At 73.9% G+C, this 17,639-nt stretch carries 18 protein-coding genes; 12 read left to right on the top strand and 6 right to left on the bottom strand.

The features are described from left to right. Nucleotides 1-22: 22 nt before the first annotated feature. The 3 genes from ACQPYE_RS11150 to ACQPYE_RS11140 all read left to right on the top strand — a co-directional run bounded on the left by ACQPYE_RS11150 (nt 23) and on the right by ACQPYE_RS11140 (nt 2,911). Entirely contained in the window at nt 23-1,375 is a 1,353-nt protein-coding gene (locus ACQPYE_RS11150; protein ID WP_498721022.1) for an alpha/beta fold hydrolase, read from the top strand. A gap of 42 nt (nt 1,376-1,417) precedes the next feature. Then, entirely contained in the window at nt 1,418-1,789 is a 372-nt protein-coding gene (locus ACQPYE_RS11145) for an RNA-binding S4 domain-containing protein (RefSeq protein WP_498721021.1), read from the top strand. A 117-nt stretch (nt 1,790-1,906) separates the two neighbouring features. After that, nucleotides 1,907-2,911 carry a hypothetical protein gene (locus ACQPYE_RS11140; protein ID WP_498721020.1) on the top strand — a complete coding sequence of 335 codons (1,005 nt, stop codon included), beginning with the start codon at nt 1,907-1,909 and terminating at the stop codon, nt 2,909-2,911. A 699-nt stretch (nt 2,912-3,610) separates the two neighbouring features. Here ACQPYE_RS11140 and ACQPYE_RS11135 read toward each other — a convergent pair. Genes ACQPYE_RS11135 through ACQPYE_RS11115 form a run of 5 tightly spaced genes read right to left on the bottom strand, consistent with a single transcriptional unit; the run spans nt 3,611 to nt 8,171 of the window. Then, on the bottom strand, nt 3,611-4,345 hold the full coding sequence (locus ACQPYE_RS11135) for an ABC transporter ATP-binding protein (protein ID WP_498721019.1): 735 nt from the start codon (nt 4,343-4,345) through the stop codon (nt 3,611-3,613). After that, the gene (locus ACQPYE_RS11130) at nt 4,335-5,066 is read right to left on the bottom strand and encodes an ABC transporter ATP-binding protein (RefSeq protein ID WP_498721017.1); all 732 of its coding nucleotides are present in this window, start codon (nt 5,064-5,066) and stop codon (nt 4,335-4,337) included. The genes ACQPYE_RS11135 and ACQPYE_RS11130 overlap by 11 nt, the downstream gene beginning before the upstream one ends. Beyond that, entirely contained in the window at nt 5,063-6,076 is a 1,014-nt protein-coding gene (locus ACQPYE_RS11125) for a branched-chain amino acid ABC transporter permease (protein WP_498721015.1), read from the bottom strand. The genes ACQPYE_RS11130 and ACQPYE_RS11125 overlap by 4 nt, the downstream gene beginning before the upstream one ends. Further along, nucleotides 6,060-6,938, bottom strand: a complete 879-nt coding sequence (locus tag ACQPYE_RS11120; RefSeq protein ID WP_498721013.1) for a branched-chain amino acid ABC transporter permease — start codon at nt 6,936-6,938, stop codon at nt 6,060-6,062. Before ACQPYE_RS11120 ends, ACQPYE_RS11125 begins: the two co-directional genes overlap by 17 nt. A 6-nt stretch (nt 6,939-6,944) precedes the next feature. Continuing rightward, complete coding sequence (locus tag ACQPYE_RS11115) at nt 6,945-8,171, bottom strand: amino acid ABC transporter substrate-binding protein (RefSeq protein ID WP_498721012.1); 1,227 nt, start codon at nt 8,169-8,171, stop codon at nt 6,945-6,947. Nucleotides 8,172-8,369: 198 nt separating this feature from the next. Between ACQPYE_RS11115 and ACQPYE_RS11110 the strand changes: the two genes are divergently transcribed. Continuing rightward, a complete protein-coding gene (locus tag ACQPYE_RS11110; RefSeq protein ID WP_498721011.1) occupies nt 8,370-9,296 on the top strand; it encodes an alpha/beta hydrolase family protein in 927 nt (308 codons plus the stop codon). Nucleotides 9,297-9,327: 31 nt separating this feature from the next. Continuing rightward, nucleotides 9,328-9,807, top strand: coding sequence for a DinB family protein (locus tag ACQPYE_RS11105; RefSeq protein WP_498721009.1), 480 nt, complete (start codon nt 9,328-9,330; stop codon nt 9,805-9,807). Between the two features lie 46 nt (nt 9,808-9,853). On the opposite strand, the gene ACQPYE_RS11100 is transcribed toward ACQPYE_RS11105, so the two are convergent. Beyond that, complete coding sequence (locus ACQPYE_RS11100) at nt 9,854-10,786, bottom strand: EamA family transporter (RefSeq protein ID WP_498721008.1); 933 nt, start codon at nt 10,784-10,786, stop codon at nt 9,854-9,856. Between the two features lie 39 nt (nt 10,787-10,825). Here ACQPYE_RS11100 and ACQPYE_RS11095 point away from each other — a divergent pair, with 39 nt between their 5' ends. The 7 genes from ACQPYE_RS11095 (at nt 10,826) to ACQPYE_RS11065 (ending at nt 17,639) form a co-directional block, all read left to right on the top strand. Beyond that, nucleotides 10,826-11,356: a CGNR zinc finger domain-containing protein gene (locus ACQPYE_RS11095; protein ID WP_498721006.1), complete on the top strand. Its 531-nt coding sequence runs from the start codon at nt 10,826-10,828 to the stop codon at nt 11,354-11,356. A gap of 141 nt (nt 11,357-11,497) precedes the next feature. Next, on the top strand, nt 11,498-12,754 hold the full coding sequence (locus tag ACQPYE_RS11090) for an ATP-grasp domain-containing protein (RefSeq protein WP_498721005.1): 1,257 nt from the start codon (nt 11,498-11,500) through the stop codon (nt 12,752-12,754). Beyond that, entirely contained in the window at nt 12,751-13,587 is an 837-nt protein-coding gene (locus ACQPYE_RS11085; RefSeq protein WP_498721003.1) for a Rossmann-like domain-containing protein, read from the top strand. Before ACQPYE_RS11090 ends, ACQPYE_RS11085 begins: the two co-directional genes overlap by 4 nt. Continuing rightward, on the top strand, nt 13,584-14,642 hold the full coding sequence (locus ACQPYE_RS11080) for a PLP-dependent cysteine synthase family protein (RefSeq protein WP_498721002.1): 1,059 nt from the start codon (nt 13,584-13,586) through the stop codon (nt 14,640-14,642). Before ACQPYE_RS11085 ends, ACQPYE_RS11080 begins: the two co-directional genes overlap by 4 nt. Further along, the gene (locus ACQPYE_RS11075; RefSeq protein ID WP_498721000.1) at nt 14,639-15,673 is read left to right on the top strand and encodes a dipeptide epimerase; all 1,035 of its coding nucleotides are present in this window, start codon (nt 14,639-14,641) and stop codon (nt 15,671-15,673) included. Before ACQPYE_RS11080 ends, ACQPYE_RS11075 begins: the two co-directional genes overlap by 4 nt. Beyond that, nucleotides 15,670-16,851, top strand: coding sequence for an MFS transporter (locus tag ACQPYE_RS11070; protein WP_498720997.1), 1,182 nt, complete (start codon nt 15,670-15,672; stop codon nt 16,849-16,851). The genes ACQPYE_RS11075 and ACQPYE_RS11070 overlap by 4 nt, the downstream gene beginning before the upstream one ends. After that, the gene (locus ACQPYE_RS11065) at nt 16,848-17,639 is read left to right on the top strand and encodes a class I SAM-dependent methyltransferase (protein WP_498720995.1); all 792 of its coding nucleotides are present in this window, start codon (nt 16,848-16,850) and stop codon (nt 17,637-17,639) included. Before ACQPYE_RS11070 ends, ACQPYE_RS11065 begins: the two co-directional genes overlap by 4 nt.

Raw genomic sequence — 17,639 nt, 5'->3', positions numbered from 1 at the left:
GGGGCTTCCTAGCGTGGGCGGCGTGATCAAACTCCTGCTACCGCTGCTGCTCGTCGTGCCGGCGCACGTCGACCGGCCACCCGCGCTCGACTGGCTGCCCTGTCCCGGCGACAGCGCGGTCATCGCCGAGTGCGCCGACCTGACCGTGCCCGTCACCACGACCCGCGCCATCACGCTGAAGCTGGGCCGCCTGCCCGCCACCGGGGTCCGCAAGGGCACGGTCATGGTCAACTTCGGTGGTCCCCAGGGCGACCAGATCGCGATCATGCGGTCCCGGCCCCGGATCTTCGACCGGATCCGCGAGTCCATGGACGTCGTCACGTGGGACCCGCGCGGCTACCCCGGCCTGAGCGGTCCGGGGCTGGACTGCGACTGGGGCGTGCTGCGCACGCCCCGCTTCCCCACCGACCAGGCCGCGTTCGACCGGCTCGTCGCCGACAACCGCGCGCGGGGCGACCGGTGCCGCGACACCGACCCCGAGCTGTTCGACCACATGGACTCCGGCAGCGACGCCCGTGACGTCGAGGCGATCCGGGTCGCGCTCGGCGAGCGGCGGGTGAACTTCATCGGCACGTCCTACGGCGGCGTGATCGCGCAGGCCTACGCCCGGCGGTTCCCGCACCGGGTGCGCACGGTCTACCTCGACGGCACGGGCAACCACAGCACGCGTGACTGGGACCGCGAGCTCGACGCCATGGCCCGCGACTACGAAGCGGTCGCGCGGCGGTTCCTGGACTGGGCCGGGCCGGGCGTCGAGGAGCGCTGGCAGGCGCTGGTCGCCAAGGCCGACGCCGAACCGGTGCCCGCGCCCTCGGTGGGCGCCACGTACGACGGCACCCAGTTGCAGGCGCTCGCTTTCAACAAGATCAGGCGGGGCCCCGACCAGTGGGACGACGTCCTGCGGGCCGTCACGGCGGCCGAGGCGGACGACGCGTCCGGGTTCGCGCCGGCCGGCCGTGACCCGAACCCGGGCCTGCCCGGCGGCGGCGTGAAGGAGTGCCTCGACTTCCCCCACTCGGACTTCCGGCAGGTCACGCGCACCGTCGAACGGCTGCGGCGGATCGCGCCGAACACCGGCGCGGCGTTCCCCATGGCCTGGCACCTGCCGCTGACGTGCTCGGGCTGGCCGACACCGACCACCAACCCGCCCGCGCCGCTGCCGTCGACGCTGCCGCCGTTCCTGGGCGCGGGCACCTGGCAGGACCACGGGCTCACGAAGCGGGTCACCGACCAGGTCCGGGGCAGCCGCACGATCCGCCACGACGGTCCGGGCCACAACCTGTTCGCGGGCATGGCGAACCCGTGCGTCATCGAGCACGTGAGCGCCTACGTCACCGACCGACGCCTGCCGCCCGCCGGCGCCACCTGTCCCTGACCGGACCACCACCCGGGTCGCGGACAGGTCATGATGTAGGGCGTGGAGTCCACCCGTGTGGACCGCTGGTTGTGGGCGGTCCGGCTGACCAAGACCCGATCCGACGCCGCGGCGGCGTGCAAGGGCGGGCACGTGCGCGTCAACGACCGCCCCGCCAAGCCCGCCACGGCGGTGTCACCCGGTGACGAGGTGCGTGCACGAGTGGGTGACACGACCCGGATCGTGGAGGTCGTCCGGGTGATCCAGAAACGGGTCGGCGCGGCCGACGCGGTCGGCTGCTTCATCGACCGGACCCCGCCGCCACCACCGCCGACGGAAACTCCCGCCCAGGTCGCCCGCCGTGAGCGTGGCGCGGGTCGGCCGACCAAGCGGGAACGCCGAGTCCTGGACAAGTTCCGCACCGGCCAGCTGTGAGGACCGTTCGAGTGAATCACGCGAAGTCCGTCTAACGGGCTATCAAGTCGAGGCGATCAAGGAAAGGAAGGCGTTCTCTCGCGTGGGCGGTCCGCACCGCCGCGATGGGGAGGTGCGGTGGGCGGCAAGCGGCGGGACGAGCGGAACGGGCGGGTCGGGTCGGCGCGCTGGCGGCTGCGGGAGGCCGACTCGGCGGTGCTCGCGGGGCGGTTCCCGGAGGCCGCCGACCTGTACGCCGTCGCCATCTTCGAGCTGGACGGCCTGGACCGCGGCAACCGCGAGGTCGCCGTGCTGCTCGCCCAGGCCCTGGCCGGGCACGGGCGGGTGGACGTGGAGCTCGGCAACCCGCACCGCGCGCTGGAGACGTTGGCGAACGCCCTCGACCTGGTCGAGGGGGCCGAGCCGAACGGGGTGCTGCACGCGAACACGCTCGCCTGCCGTGCGCACGCGCTGCGGGACACGGGGGCGTTGGACGACGCGGTCGCGGCGTTCAGCGGCGCGTTGGCCATCCAGCGGGCGGTGGACCGGACCGGCGAGACGGTGATCCGCACGCTCAACGACCTGTCCCACGCGTTCCGGTCGCGGGGCGAGGGACGGGCCGCCGAGCACGCCGCCCGGGAGGCCGTCGAGCTGGCCGAGCGGATCGCGCCCGGCGGCCTCGCGGCGGCGGTCAGCCACCACTCCCTGCGGCAGGCGTTGGACGACCTCGGGCGGGCGGACGAGGCCGAGGCGCACCTCGTGCGCGGCATCGACCTCCTGCTGCGGCACGCGCCGGACGCGTCCGTGACCGCCGACGCCGTCGACCGGTGGTGCGAGGTGGTGCTCGCGCGGGAGGGGCCGCACGACGCCCTGCCCGGCATCGACCGGCACCTCGCCGTGATCGAGCCACGGGCGCCCGGCGCGCCGGTGGTCGGCGTGCTGCGGCTGTGGCGCGGCATCGGCCTGGCCTCGCTCGGGTCCGACGAGGCGGACACCGAGGCGTTGCGCGAGTTCGACACCGCCGAACTCGTCCTGTCCGGCCGGCCGGACCAGGCGGAGCGCGCCGCCCGCGCCAGGACCGACCGGGCGAGGCTGCTGTCCTGGCACCGACAACCGGAGTCCGCCGAACGCCCGACCTTCTGACGCCGCCTGGCCCGGCAGCACTGCCCGCGTTCTGACACCGCCCGGTCCGGCGGCACCGCCCGGCGTTCTGACACCGCATGGTCATCGCCGCCACGTCGGTGGCGAAGACGCGGCCGTCGACCAGGTCGCCGAAGACGTACTTGCCGTGCAGGGCAGGCACGGCGCGGCCCCGGTAGACCTGGCCGCCGGAGAGGGCGTGGCCGCTGTCGGCGGTGCACGACCACCCGGCCGGCGGGTCGTGGTCGTAGGCGGCCACCGGGTAGGTGTAGCCGTGGCGGTCGTCGTCGGCCGGGAGCGGGTAGAGGTGGCACTCGTCGTCACGGCGGTAGGTGAACGCGCCCTCGCGCCTGCTCCAGCCGTAGGCGTAGATCTCGCCGAGCGCGCCGGGCCGGCCGACGAACGGGTTGGTCGCCGGGATGCCGTACCGCCCGCCGGGGCCGTTCGTGCCGGCCGGGTCGACGCGCAGGAGCTTGCCCGCCGGGTTGCCGAGCTCCTGGGGCGGGTGGAGGTGGTAGCCGCGTCACCTCCTGGAGCACGAGCCCGAGCTTCGACCGGATCGGGTCCTGCGGGATCGGGTCGGCCACGGGGTCCGTCCACCGCGCCACCCGCCGGCGCCGCGACCGAGACCACCACGGCGGACGCGAGCAGGGCCGCCCGCCACCTTCGCTTGCCCATCGCTGTCTCCTCACCTGGAGGCGTTCACGTCCCGTTCCGGGGCCGGCCGAGGTACAGGTCGCCCAGTCGGGGGTCGGTCAGCAGGTCGGCGGCGGGGCCGGCGAGGTGGACCCGGCCCAGGTCCAGGACGCAGCCCAGGTCGGCGATCTCCAGCGCGCGCCTGGCGTTCTGCTCGACCAGCAGCACGGCCGTGCCCGCGTCGCGCATCCGCACGACCTGCTCGAACACGGTCGCGGTGGATTTCGGGTCCAGGCCCATCGACGGCTCGTCCAGCAGCACGACCCGCGGCCGGACCATGAGGGAGCGGGCGAACTCCACCTGTTTCTGCTGGCCCCCCGACAACGCGCCGGCCAAGGCGTCCCACCTCTCGCCGACCACCGGGAACAGGGTCCGCACGAAGTCGACCCGCTCGGCCACCACCGCCTTGTCCCGCACGGTGTACGCGCCGAGCACCACGTTCTCCCCCACGGTCATCTCGCGGAACACGCTGTGCCCCTGCACCACGTGCGACAGGCCGTCCGCCAGCAGCGCCTGCGGCCCGCGCCCGGTGACGTCGCGGCCGTCCAGCACGACCCGGCCGGACCGCGGCGCGAGCAGCCCGCTGGCCACCTTCAGCACCGTGGACTTGCCCGCGCCGTTCGGCCCGACCAGGCACACCACGGACGACGGCGGCACGCGCACCGTCAGCCCGCGCAGCACCAGCGCCGCCCGGCCGTACCCGGCCTCGACGTCCACGAGTTCGAGCAGGTCAGCCGCCAAGGTAGGCCGCCAGCACGAGAGGGTCGGCGCGCACCGCGGCCGGCGGCCCCGAGGCGATCGGCCGGCCCCGGTCGAACACGACCACGTGATCGGACAAGCTCATCACCACGTCCATGTTGTGCTCCACGATCAGGAACGTCCGGCCCTCCGCGTTCAGCGACCGCACCAGCTCGCCGATGCGCTCGACCAACGCCGGGTTCACGCCGCCGGCGGGCTCGTCCAGCAGGATCGTCTCCGGCTCGGCCATCAGCACGCCCGCCAGCTCCAGCAGCTTCTGCTGCCCATAAGACAGGTCGCGCGCCTCGACGTCGGCCAGGTGCTCGATGCCGACCCGGGTCAGCCACGCCGTCGCGCGGTCCACGTCGGACCTCAGCCGGGCCGGGGCCAGCGCGCGCGGCACCGAACCGGGCCGCACCGCCGCCAGCAGGTTCTCCACGGCGGTCAGGCGCGGGAAGACCCGGCACAGCTGGAAGCTGCGGCCGATGCCCGCGTGCGCGATCTTGTGCGCGGGCCGGCCGGTGATGTCGCGGCCCTGGTACGTCACCGTGCCCGCGTCCGGCTTGACCATCCCGGTGACGCAGTCGAAGAACGTCGTCTTGCCCGAGCCGTTGGGCCCGATCAACGCGTTGATCCGGCCGTGCCGGAACTCCACCGAGGCGTCGTCCACCGCCCGCATCCCGCCGTAGGACTTGGTGAGGCCCTCGACGCGCAGTCCCGTCATCGGCGCACCAACTCCTCTTGCGTGACTTCACGGATCGACGCCGCGCCCGGCCTCAGCCGCGCCACCAACCCGCGCAGCGCCGGGATGATCCCGTCGGGCAGGAACAGCACCACCACCGCCAGCAGCACGCCCATCGCGACCAGGTGCAGCTGCGTGTCGCCGTAGCGCGCCTTGAAGAACTCCGTGGCGTAGCCGACGACGACCGCGCCGACCAACGGCCCGAACAGGCTCCGCACCCCGCCGAGCAGGCTCATCAGCACCATGTTCGAGCCGACCAGGACGGAGAACTGGAAGATCGGGTCGAGGAAGCCGAACCACAGCGCGTACAGGCCGCCGCCCAACGCGGTGAAGAACGCCGACACCACGAACGCCACCAGCTTGTACCGCACCGTCGGCACGCCGAGCGACCGCGCCTTGTCCTCGTCCTCGCGGATCGCCTTGAGCCCCATGCCGAACCGCGACCGGTCGATCGCCCACCAGCACAGCAGCACCACGGCCAGCAGCACCTCGTGCAGGTGGAAGAACCGCTGGTGCTGCTCGGGCCGCGACACCCCCGCGCCGAACGGTCGCGGCACGCGCAGCCCGTCCGAGCCGCCCGTCACCGATCCCCAGCTCTGGAACACCAGCAGCAGGACCAGCACCACCGCGATCGACACGATGACGAACGACGCGCCGCGCACCCGCAGCGCGGCGATGCCGACGGGCACCGCGAGCACCGCCACCACCACCCCGCCGAGCAGCAAAGCCACCCACGGGTCGACGTCCGCGCGCAGGATCAGCAGACCGGTCGCGTAGCCGCCCAGGCCGGAGTACGCGGCGTGGCCCAGCGAGATGTAGCCGGTGAACCCGCCGACGAAGTTCCACGACGTGGCCAGCACCGCGTAGCTGACGATCACCACGCCGACCGACAGCACGAACGGGTCCGGGGCCAGGCTCGGGAACGCCACCAGGAACGCCGCGAGCACGACCAGCCCGGCCGCTTTCAGGAGGGCCTCAGAACCGCTGCGCAAGACGGCCTCCGAAGAACCCCTGGGGACGCAGGATCAGCGTCACGAACAGCGCGGCGTAGAAGAACGTCTGCGCCCACGTGGTGCCGAGCGGCAGTTGCAGCAGGTTCTGCCCGACGCCCAGCAGCAGTGCCGCGACGGCCGCGCCGCCGACGCTGCCGAGCCCGCCGACCACGATGATCGCCATCAGCGGTCCGATCCAGTGCCAGTGCAGCGACGGGTAGATGGTGGCGTCCAGCGCCAGCGCGGTCCCGCCGACGGCGGCCGTGGTCAGGCCCAACCCGAAGCCGTGCCCGGCGACCCGGTCGGTGTCCACGCCCAGCAGCCGGGCCGCCTCGCGGTGCTGCATCGTGGCCCGCAGCGCCTGGCCGAACCGGGTCACCTTCAGCAGCACGTGCAGGCCGGCCAACGTCACCGCCGCCAGCCCGAACGCGATCAGCTTCACCAGCGCCACGCTCGCGCCGAACAGCTCCAGCCGCGCGCCCGAGTAGGACAGCGGCACGCGGCGGTGCGTGCCGCTGAACACGAGTCCCAGCGCGCCCTCCACCGCCAGCGCCACCGCGAACGTCAGCAGCACCGACATCATCGTCAGCGTGGCCGGCCGCAGCCGGGCGACCAGCAGCCGCTGCACCGCCACGCCGACCACGAAGAACAACGGCACCGTGGCCACCAGCGAGAGCATCGGGTCGAGCCCGGTCGCCGCGGTGAACGCCCACGCCAGGTACGCGGCCAGCACCAGGAACGCGGAGTGCGCGATCATCACCACGCGCATCACGCCGAAGTAGAGGGTCAGGCCGGCGGCCAGCAGGGCGTAGAGCCCGCCCATGAGCACGCCGAGCACGAGGCTCTGGAAGACGAGGGACACCCGGCCTCACCACGCGGGCTTCGGGTAGACCAGCTCGGCTTCCTCCGCCGCCGCGGGCAGCACGATGCGGATCTCGCCGGCCACGTACTGCTGGATCAGGTGCGCGCCCTGCGGCCGGCCGGCCGAGTCCCACCGCAGCGGACCGACGACGGTGCCCACCTCGTTGCCGTGCAACCAGTCGATCATCTTCCGCTGGCACTCCTGCGACGGGTCGGCGCAGCCCGCGGCCGTGACGGCGGCGGCGACGACCTGCCCGGTGGTCCAGGCGTTGGCCTCGTCCTCGGTGGGCGCGACGCCGTGCTCGCGGGTGTAGAAGTCCACGAACTCCTCGTTGGACGGGTAGTCCGCCTCGGGCGTGTAGCCGGTGGGCGAGAGGATGCCCTCGGTCTGCGCGCCGATCGCCGCGGGGAACTCGGGGTTGGTCGGCGCGGTGGAGAACGCGGCCAGCTTCGGCTGGTAGCCCAGCTGCCTCAGGGCCACGATCAGGTTCACCGCGTCCTGGTACTGCGTGCCGCCGACCACGACGTCCGCGCGCGAGTCGGCGATCTTGGCCGCGATCGAGCCGAAGTCGGTGGTGTTGGGCGGGTACACCTCGTCCACCACGGTCCGGATGCCCGCCGCGGCCAGCTTCTCCTTGAGCCCGTTGGCCGTGCCCTGGGCGAACGGGTCGTCCATCGCCGCGTACGCCGCCGTCTTCGGCCGGGTGGCCTCGGGCATCGCGATGATCGCCTCGGCCAGGTGGTCGTAGTGGTCCTGCGCGATGGCGGGCGCGGCGTAGAAGAGGTTGTCGAAGCCCTGCTCGAAGACCTCGCGCGCGGCGCCGGCCGGTTCCACGAACAGGAAGCCGTAGTCGCGCGCCACCTGCGCGGCCGGGATGACCAGGCGGGTGGAGAACGGGCCGAAGACGAGGTCGACGCCGTCGGAGTTGATCAGCTTCTCGTAGTCGGCGGCCACCCGGTCGGCGTTGGACTGGTCGTCCAGGACGATCAGCTCGACCGGCCGGCCCAGGAGCCCGCCGGTGGCGTTGACGTGCTCGGCCCACGCCTCGTAGCCGCGCCGCACGCCCTTGCCCGGTTCGGAGAAGTCGCCGGTCAGGGGTAACGAGACGCCGACGCGGATCGGCCCGTCGCCGCCTCCCCCGCCGTCGGCGGGCCGCCCGCCGAAGCACCCGGAGACCAGCAGCGCCGCGGCCGTGCCGAGGGCGCCGATCCGGAGCCCGTGAGCGATGTCCATCGTCCACCCGTCGTCGAGGGATGAGGTAAGCGCTTTCCGAGCATAGGAAGCCCGCGGTGGCGTGACAAGGACCACCCGGTTGCATCGACGCGCGGACACCGGGAACCGGTGTGCGCGGCCGATTCCACCCGGCGCGTACTCGTCCGCGTCGCGGTGGGCGGCGTTACGATGGCGAGCGCCATCAGCTCAGGGGGAATCTTGTCGGAGAACGTCACCTTCGCCAACGCCGGTGTGGTGCTGGCCGGGTCGCTGACCTCGCCGGACGGCGGGACGCCTGCGCCGGGTGTGGTCATGGTCGGCGGGTCGGGGCCGTCGGACCGGGACAACGACACGCACTTCCCGGCGATCCGGCGACACCTGGTGGACGCCGGGATCGCCGTGCTGTCCTACGACAAGCGCGGCGTCGGCGGGTCGTCCGGCGACTGGCTCGACGCGACGATCGACGACCTGGCGTCCGACGCCGCCGCCGCGCTGGACTTCCTGCGCGCGCGGCCGGAGGTGCGGAGCGGGGCCGTCGGGCTGTTCGGGCACAGCGAAGGCGGCTGGGTCGTCCTGCGCGCCACCGCGCTGCGGGACGACGTGCCGTGGGTCGTCACCAACGGCGGTCCCGCCACGACACCCGCCGTGCAGGACCGCTACGCGCTGGCCAACGCCCTGCGGCGGACCGGGGGGATCACCGACGAGGAGGTCGACGCCGCGCTGGCCGGCTACGACCGCGTCATCGAGGCCGGTCGGCGTGACGCCGACCTCGCCGAGGCGAGCCGGCTCGCCCAGTCCCCGCCGACCGCGTTCAGCGAGCACGCCGCCGAGGTGGACGAGCGCCTCTGGGCGTTCCTCAAGCGCAAGCAGGACCACGACCCCGTGCCGGACGCGGTGCGCCTGCGCTGCCCGCACCTGGCGGTCTTCGGCGCGGCAGACGACGTGGTCCCGGTCGCCGACAGCGTCCACCTGTTCACCGCCGCCGCCCGCCACCCCGACCGCGACCCCCGGGCGACGCTGACCGTCGAGGTGTTCCCCGGCGCCGACCACCGCGTCCGGACCGGCGGCGGGGCCGGCCTGGCGCCCGGCTACCTCGACGCGCTGACCCGGTGGATCACCGACCGGACCGACGACCGAGACGCCTGAACCCGCTCGGGCGAAGGGGAAGGAGACTCCGATGGGGTCGTTCGACGTGCCGCTGGACGACGAGCGCACGCAGCTCGAAGCCTTCGTCGAGGAGCACCGCGCCGCCATCGAGGCCGCTCTCGACGGGCTGTCCGAGGACCAGGTCCGCCGCCGGCTCGTCCCGTCGGCGACGACGTTGCTCGGGCTGCTCAAGCACGTCACGTGGATGCAGCAGGTGTGGTTCGAGGAGTGCGTGGGCGGCACGCCCCGCCGGGAGCTCGGCCTGGCGGGGAACCCGGACGAGTCCTTCCGGCTCGCCGACGACGACACCGCCGCCTCGGTCACGGCGGTCCACCGGGAGGCCTGCGCCACGGCCCGGGCGACGGTCGCGAACCTGCCGCTGGACGCCGTCGTGACCGGCCACCGGACCGGACCGCGCACGCTGCGCTGGGTGTACCTGCAAGTCCTGCGGGAGTTGGCCCAGCACTGCGGGCACGCCGACATCCTGCGCGAGCAGGTGCTCGCCGGCTGAGCGCCCGGCCGGTCCTCGATCGCCCGGCCCGGAACCCCTCCTCCCGTCAGGACCGCGGCTCGCCCAGCTTCACGGCCACCACGCCGCCGAGGATCAGCACGCCACCGGCCAGCTGGACCAGGCCGGGCGCCTCGCCGAGCAGCAGCCACGCGAAGACCAGCGCCGACACGACCTCCGTCAGCGCCACGAACGACGCCAGCCGCGAACCGAGCCGCCTGGTCGCCGCGATGCCGGCGACGTAGGCGAGGGCCGCCGTCACCACGCCGAGCACGAGCACCGGCAGCCACCACGCCGCGGTGAACCCGTCGAACACGACCGGTGCCGCCGACACCGCGAACGGGACGAGCCCGACCGCGCCCGCCAGCACCAGCACGACACCGCCCACCAGCAGCCCGCCCGCGGCCAGCACGGTCCCGGGCAGCCCTTCGGCGTCACGCGCGTTGAGCACGAAGTACGCCGCCGCGCCCACCATCGCGCCCAACGCCCACAGCACGCCGACGGTGCTCACGTGCGCACCGGACACGACGTCGAGCACCAGCAGCAGCCCGAGCAGGCCCAGCACGCCGCCGAGCACCGTCAACCGGGTCGGCCGCTGACCCTGCCGCAGCCACAGCCAGCCGACCACGGCCACCGGCGCGGTGTACTCGACCAGCAGTGCGACCCCGACCTCCATGTGCGCGACGGCGTTGAAGAACGCCAGCTGGCAGCCCGCCACCGCGACCAGCCCGTACACCGTGATCAGCGGCGCGGTGCGGCGCAGCAGGCGCCACCGGCCGCGCAGCTGCACGACCGCGACCGGCGCCAGCACCGCCGCGGCCAGCAGCACCCGCACCGCGACGGCGGCGGCCGACGACCAGCCGGCGTCCATCAGCCCGCGCCCCAGCGGCCCGGACAACCCGAAGGACGACGCGGACAGCAGCGCGAGCCCCAACCCGGCCCGCAGCCCGATCACCGGCCTGTCATGCGTCATGGTCGTCATGGCCCATGACGCTATGGACCCCGGGAGTAATGTGTCAACATGCTTTTCACCCATGACACGACCGCGTCGCTCGTCGCCGCGGTCGCCCTGGTGAACTCGGCCGAGGAGCCGGACACGATGACCGACCAGGCCCGGCTCGACGCGTTCTACGCCGAGCACGGCTACACCGGCTCACGTGCGCACGACGCGGCCGAACTGGCGGCCGTCCGCGCGCTGCGCGCCCCGCTGCGCCGGCTGCTGACCAGCGACCGCGACACGGCCGCGGGGATCGTGAACGACATCCTGGCGCGGCACCACGTCGTGCCGCGGCTCGTGCGGCACGACGGCTTCGACTACCACCTGCACGCCACCGACCCCGCCACGCCGCTCGCCGACCGGATCGCCGTCGAGACGGCCCTGGCGATGGTCGACGTCATCCGGACCGACGAGCTGAGCCGCCTCTCCGTCTGCGCCGACGACACGTGCGACGGGCTCGTGCTGGACCTGTCGCGCAACCGCTCGCGCCGTTACTGCAGCACCGCGTGCGGCAACCGGATCGCCGTCGCGGCCTACCGCGCCCGCAAGAGCTGAAGCCTTTTCGCACCGTCGACCGCGGAGGAAACCTGGCCCGACCCCGGTGAGCCACATCACTCGATTGGCGGCCTCGCCAGCGGACTGATAATGATTACCATTCTCTCAGTCCCGGATCGACGCCCCTTCGGAGGAGCACGCGTGGCGCACTTGTTGATGATCGAGAGCTGGGTCGGCGCGATGAGCTCGTTGCTGCCACGGGCGATCCACGAGTCCGGCCACCGGTTCACCTTCCTCACCCGCGACCTCCAGCACTACCTGCGGTCCGCGCCCGCGCACCCGCACCCGTTGCTCGCGGCGGACAACGTGCTGACCGCCGAGACCAACGACGTGCCGTCGCTGCTGTCCTATGTGGAACGCGTGCACGGCGTGCTGGCGTTCGACGGCGTGATCTCCTCCTGCGACTACTACCTCTCCACGGTCGCCGCCGTCGCCGCGCACCTCGGCCTGCCCGGAGCGGACCCGCAGGCCGTCGAACGCGCCTACCGCAAGGACCTCACCCGCGCGACCACCTCGGCGGCGGGCGTGCCGGGCCCCCGGTTCGCGCTGACCCGGGACTGGCCCGCGACCGCGAAGGCCGCCGCCGGGCTGGGCTACCCGCTGGTGGTCAAGCCGGTCGACCTGTGCGCGGGGATGCACGTGCGCGAGGTGCGCGACGAGGCCGCGCTCCGCGAGGCGTACCTGGCGCTGGAGGCGTTCCCGGTCAACGCCCGCGGCCAGGAGCGGGTGCCGACCGTGCTGCTGGAGGAGCTGCTGGTCGGCCCCGAGGTGAGCGTGGAGACGGTGACCGCGGCCGGCACCACCTACGTGATCGGGGTGACCGACAAGAGCCTGGCCGGGCGGCCGTGGTTCGTGGAGAGCGGCCACATGTTCCCGGCCGCGCTCAGCGACGCCGACCGGGACGCGGCCGTGGACACCGCCGTGAACGCGATCGACGCGCTCGGCCTCGACCACGCGGTCGCGCACACCGAGGTCAAGCTGACCGCCGACGGCCCCCGGCTGATCGAGGTCAACCCGCGCCCGGCGGGCAACCGGATCACCGAGCTGGTCCGCCGCGTGACCGGCGTCGACCTGCCGTCGGTGTTCGCCGAGCTCGCCGTCGGCCGCCGGCCCGACCTGCGGGCGCGGGAGACCGGTGTCCGCAGTGCCGCGATCTCGTTCCTGCTGCCGCCGCGGGCGGGGGTGGTGGCGGGCATCGACGGCGTGGCCGCCCTGTCCTCGAACCCCGAGGTGGTCGACTGGTCCGCGAAGCCCGCCGGCCACCGCGCCGGCGAGCCGACCAGCAACAACAGCTACCTCGGGCACGTCATGGTCACCTCCCCGGACACCGACGCCCGCGCCCGCGCCGAACGCGTCGTCGGCACGCTGGACGTCCGCTACGCGGAGCCCACCGCGTGACCGCGCAGGCAGACCGGCGTCCGCTGTCCGGGGTCGCGGAGCTGATCGCGCTGGCGCGGGCGGGGGCGTTGGGGCCCGACCCGGCGGAATGCCGGGTCAGCGTCGCGTTCACCACCAGGCAGGGCGCGCGGCACGTCTCGCGCGGCCGGGGGTATCGCAACACCGTGGTCAGCGTGCGGGTCGGTGACGCGGTCGGCTCGTGCGCGGTCGAGCCCGAGGGCGCGGACGACGCGGGCGTGACCGACTGCGTCGGCGAGACCGTCGCCGACCTGCTCGCCCACCCCGACACCGCGATCCGCACGGCGGTGCTGGACGCGTACCTCATGCACGCGCACCCGCACCACCTCTCCGCCGCCCGGCACGTCGTGATCGGCGCCGGCGACTCGCTGGCCAAGTCGATGGCCCGCGCGGCGGCGGTGGTCGACCTGCTCGACGCCGTGCCCGGGCAGCGGGTCCTGGTCGTCGGCGTGGTGAACTCGCTGCTGCACCACCTGCGCGCCCGCGGCCTGCGGTACGTGCCGTGCGACCTCAAGGGCGGTCGCACCGAGTGGGACGAGCCGGTCGTGACCGACGCGCTCGCCGCCGTCGCCGACTGCGACCTGGTGCTGGCCTCCGGCATGACGGTCGGCAACGGCAGCTTCGAACCCCTGCTGCGCGCGGCCGTCGCCGCCGACCGGCCGCTGGTGGTGTTCGCCCAGACCGCGAGCGCGATCGTGCCGTGGTTCCTGGGCTCGGGCGTCACGGCGGTGTCGGCCGAGCCGTACCCGTTCTTCTGGCTGCACGGCGGCCCGACCACGCTGCACCACTACCGCGCCCCGGGACGTGCCCGGTGACCGTCCGGCGCAACCCCCACCTGTTCGACCTGCTCGGCAACACCCCGGTGGCCCGCATCGACACGCCGCTGCCCCACCGGCACGGCGGGTTCTGGGCGAAGCTGGAGTGCCTGAGCGCGGGCGGCATGAAGGCCCGGTCGGCGGTCGCGATGCTGTTAGCCGCACGGGACCGCGGCGAACTGCGCCCCGGCGCGGTGGTCGTGGAGTCGACCAGCGGCACGCTCGGCCTGGGCCTGGCGTTCGCCGGCCAGGCGTTGGGGCACCCGGTCGTGCTGGTCGTCGACCACGAGCTGGAACCGTCGATGCGCGCGTTGCTGCGGGCGCACGGCGCGCGGCTGGAGGTCGTGGACCGGCCGCACCCCACCGGCGGCTGGCAGCAGGCCAGGCTGGACCGGCTGCACGCGGTGCTGCGCGGGCTGCCCGGCGCGTACTGGCCCGACCAGTACAACAACCCGGACAACCCCGCCGGGTACGCGGGGCTGGCGCGGGAGCTCGCGGCCCAGCTCGACCACGCGGACGTGCTGGTGTGCAGCGTCGGCACCGGCGGGCACAGCGCGGGCGTCGTCACGGCCCTGCGCCGGCACTGGCCGGACGTGCGGCTGATCGGCGTGGACACGGTCGGCTCGACCATCTTCGGCCAACCGGCCCGGTCGCGGGTCATGCGCGGGCTGGGCAGCAGCATCCACCCCCGCAACGTCGCCTACGAGGAGTTCGACGAGGTGCACTGGCTCGGTCCGGTCGAGGTGGTGGACGCGTGCCGCCGACTGGCGCGGGACTGCTTCGTCACCGGCGGCTGGAGCACCGGCGCGGTCGCGCTGGTGTCGGCGTGGGCGGCGCGCGTCGAGCCGGGCGCGACCGTGGTGACGATCTTCCCGGACGGCCCGCACCGCTACCTCGGCACCATCTTCGACGACGACTTCTGCCGGTCGCGCGGGTTGCTGGCCACCCCGGAGGACCGGCCGGTCGAGATCGCGGACACCGCGGAGGTCGAGGTCACCAGCTGGGCCAGGTGCCGGGCCGTCTACGCGCCCAAGGCCGTCGGGGTGCCGGCGTGAAGCTCGACTGGACGGTGTACGGGCTGGAACTGCGGTCGCCGTTGCGCATCTCCCGGTCGGTGATGGCGCGTCGTGACGCCGTGCGCGTGGTCCTGGAGTGGGACGGGGTCCGCGGGCACGGCGAGGTGGTCACCAGTCGGTACTACGGGCTGGACGTGGAGCGGATCACCGGGCTGCTGCGGGACCTGGCGCCGGTGGTCTCGGCGTGCGCGGGTCCCGACGAACTGCGCGAGCGCCTGCCCGAGCTGCCGCCCGGCGTGCTCGCCGCCGTGGACGCCGCGCTGCACGACCTGGCGGCGTTGCGCGCCGGCGTGCCGGTGCACGCGGCCGTCGGCGTTCCGCAGTGGACGGACGTGCCGACCGCGTACACGATCGGCATCGGCTCACCGGCCGAGGCTCGCGCGGAGGCCTCGGCGCTGGCCGCGCGCGGGTTCACCGTGCTGAAGGTCAAGGTCGGCTCGGCGGACGACGTCGCCAGGGTCGAAGCCGTCCGGGCCGCCGCGCCCGACGCCCGGCTCGTCCTGGACCCGAACGGCGGCTGGACGGCCGAGCGAGCGCTGCGGGTGGTCGACGAGCTGACCGGTGTCGACGCGCTGGAGCAGCCGATCGCGCCCGGTCGCTGGGACGAGCTGGCGTGGTTGCGCGAGCGCTGCCCGGTGCCGTTGATCGCGGACGAGGACGCCGCCACCGTCGCCGACGTGCGGGCGCTGGCGGACCTGGTCGACGGGGTGAACGTCAAGCTGGCCAAGTGCGGCGGGATCACGGCGGCGCTGGAGGTCGTCGACGTGGCGCGGGCCTGCGGCCTGGACGTGATGCTCGGCTGCCTGGTGGCCAGCTCGCTGGGCATCGCGCCGGCCGTGCACCTGACCGGGTACGCGCGCTGGGTCGACCTGGACGGCCACCTGCTGCTGGCCGACGACCCGTGGACCGGCATCGGCGGTGAGGACGGGACGCTGCGGCTAACCGGCGCGCCCGGCCTCGGCGTGGCAGCGCGACGCGGCGCACCCGGTCCCGGCGTGGCGGCGCGATGAGGCGCTTCCCGCTGTCCGTGCGGTTGCTGCTGGTCAACCAGTTCGGCGTGAACACCGGCTTCTACCTGCTCATCCCCTACCTCGCCACGCACCTGGGCGACCTGGGCCTCTCGGTCGCCGCCATCGGCGTGGTGCTGGGCGTGCGGACGTTGAGCCAGCAGGGGCTGTTCCTGTTCGGCGGCTCGGCGTCCGACCGGCTCGGGCCGCGCCGCGTCATCATCGCGGGCTGCGCGGTCCGGGCCGTCGGGTTCGGGTTGTTCGCGGCGGGCGAGTCGGTGGCGGTGCTGCTGGCCGCGTCCGTCCTCAGCGGACTGGCCGGCGCGTTGTTCAACCCGGCGGTGCGCGCGTACATCGCGGACGAGTCGTCCGACCGGGCGGGCGCGTTCGCGCTGTTCAACGCCTACGGCCAGGCGGGCGCGCTGGCCGGGCCGCTGCTGGGCGGCCTGCTGATGCTGTGGGACTTCCGGGCCGCGGCCCTGGTGGCGGCCGGGATCTTCGCCGCGCTCACGGTGGCGCAGGCCTTCGCGCTGCCCGACCGGCCGGCGCCGCCGCACCGGGGCACCGTGCTGGACGACTGGCGCGAGTGCCTGTCCGACCGGCGGTTCCTGGCGTTCACCGGCGCGCTGACCGGCATGTTCGTGCTGCAGAACCAGCTGTACCTGGTGCTGCCGCTGGAGGCGCGGCGGCTGTCCGGCTCGTCGTTCGCCGTCGCGGCGGTGTTCCTGGTGTCGACCGTGGCCACCCTGCTGTTCCAGGTGCGCGTCACGCGGGCGTTGGGCCGGTTCGCGCGCGGCCGGGCGATAGCGCTCGGGCTCGCGGTGATGGGGCTCGGGTTCGCCGCCACGGCGGTCGGCCACGTCGGTCCGCTCGGCGGCATCACGCCCGTGCTGGTCACGGCGCTGCTGCTGTCGGTCGGCGTGATGATCGCGCACCCGTTCGTCTACGAGCTGATCCCGGCGTTCGCCCGCACCGGCTTGGCGGGCACCTACTTCGGCGTGTTCTACCTGGTCTCGGGGATCGCGGCGGCCCTGGGCAACGCGGCGATCGGCTGGGTGTTCGAGCGGTCCGCCCCGGTGGCGTCGCTGCTGTGCGTCGGCGTCGGGCTCGGCTGCGCGGCGGCCGTGACCTGGCTGCACCGGCGTGGCGTGCTGACCGTGACCCGAGAGGTGGCCCGATGAGCGAGAACCTGCTGACCGACAACCCCGGCCTCTACGAGCGGCAGTTCCCCGACCCCGACCACGTCGCCGCCCGGTTCGCGCACGACGTCGTGACCAGGTTCGGGGTCGACCGCCCGGGGACCGCGCGGACCCTGCTGGACGTCGGCTGCGGCACCGGCCGCGACGCCGGCCACCTGGCGGGCCTCGGCTACGAGGTGGTCGGGCTGGACAGCTCCGAGCGCATGGTCCAGCACGCCCGCGCGCACCACCCGGCGGCCGGGTTCGTGCTCGGCGACATGCGGTCGTTCGCGCTGGACCGGCGCTTCGACGTGATCACCTGCCTGGACAGCGCCCTGCTGTACTGCCACACGAACGCCGACCTGGACGAGTTCCTGCGCCGCTGCCGCGAGCACCTCGAACCGGGCGGCCTGCTGGTGGCGGAGATGCGCAACGGCGCGTTCTTCCTCGGCAACACCGAACTGCTCGACGACGTCCGCACCCGCACGGTCGTCTGGGAAGGCGTCTCCTACACCTCGCACACCAGGCTCTGGATCGACCACGCCGCCCAACTGCTGCGCCGCCGCCGCGAGTGGCGGTGGCCAGGCGCGCAGCCGCTGGTGCAGCGCTCGGCGTGGCGGCTGCTGTTCCCGCAGGAGCTGCGGCACGTCCTCGACCACGCCGGTTTCGACGTGCTCGCCCTCTTCGACTCGCCGGGACCGCGCACGGACGAGCCGTTCTCCGCCGACACCGAACTCGGCGAAGCCCTCTCGGGCGACCGCCTGCACCTCGTCGCGCGCCTGCGCCACTGA

This window comes from Actinosynnema sp. CA-299493 (genome assembly GCF_050946825.1).
Lineage (GTDB): Bacteria > Actinomycetota > Actinomycetes > Mycobacteriales > Pseudonocardiaceae > Actinosynnema.
The sequence above is the reverse complement of the archived record's forward strand: the minus strand, read 5'-3'. Positions and strand labels throughout refer to the sequence as shown.

Coding starts and splice junctions, on each gene's coding strand:
- ACQPYE_RS11130 (WP_498721017.1), bottom strand. CDS start 5,066: ATGACGGGACTGCGCGTCGAGGGCCTCACCAAGTCCTACGGCGGGATG.
- ACQPYE_RS11115 (WP_498721012.1), bottom strand. CDS start 8,171: ATGGACATCGCTCACGGGCTCCGGATCGGCGCCCTCGGCACGGCCGCG.
- ACQPYE_RS11105 (WP_498721009.1), top strand. CDS start 9,328: ATGGGGTCGTTCGACGTGCCGCTGGACGACGAGCGCACGCAGCTCGAA.
- ACQPYE_RS11100 (WP_498721008.1), bottom strand. CDS start 10,786: ATGACGACCATGACGCATGACAGGCCGGTGATCGGGCTGCGGGCCGGG.
- ACQPYE_RS11095 (WP_498721006.1), top strand. CDS start 10,826: ATGCTTTTCACCCATGACACGACCGCGTCGCTCGTCGCCGCGGTCGCC.
- ACQPYE_RS11070 (WP_498720997.1), top strand. CDS start 15,670: ATGAGGCGCTTCCCGCTGTCCGTGCGGTTGCTGCTGGTCAACCAGTTC.
- ACQPYE_RS11065 (WP_498720995.1), top strand. CDS start 16,848: ATGAGCGAGAACCTGCTGACCGACAACCCCGGCCTCTACGAGCGGCAG.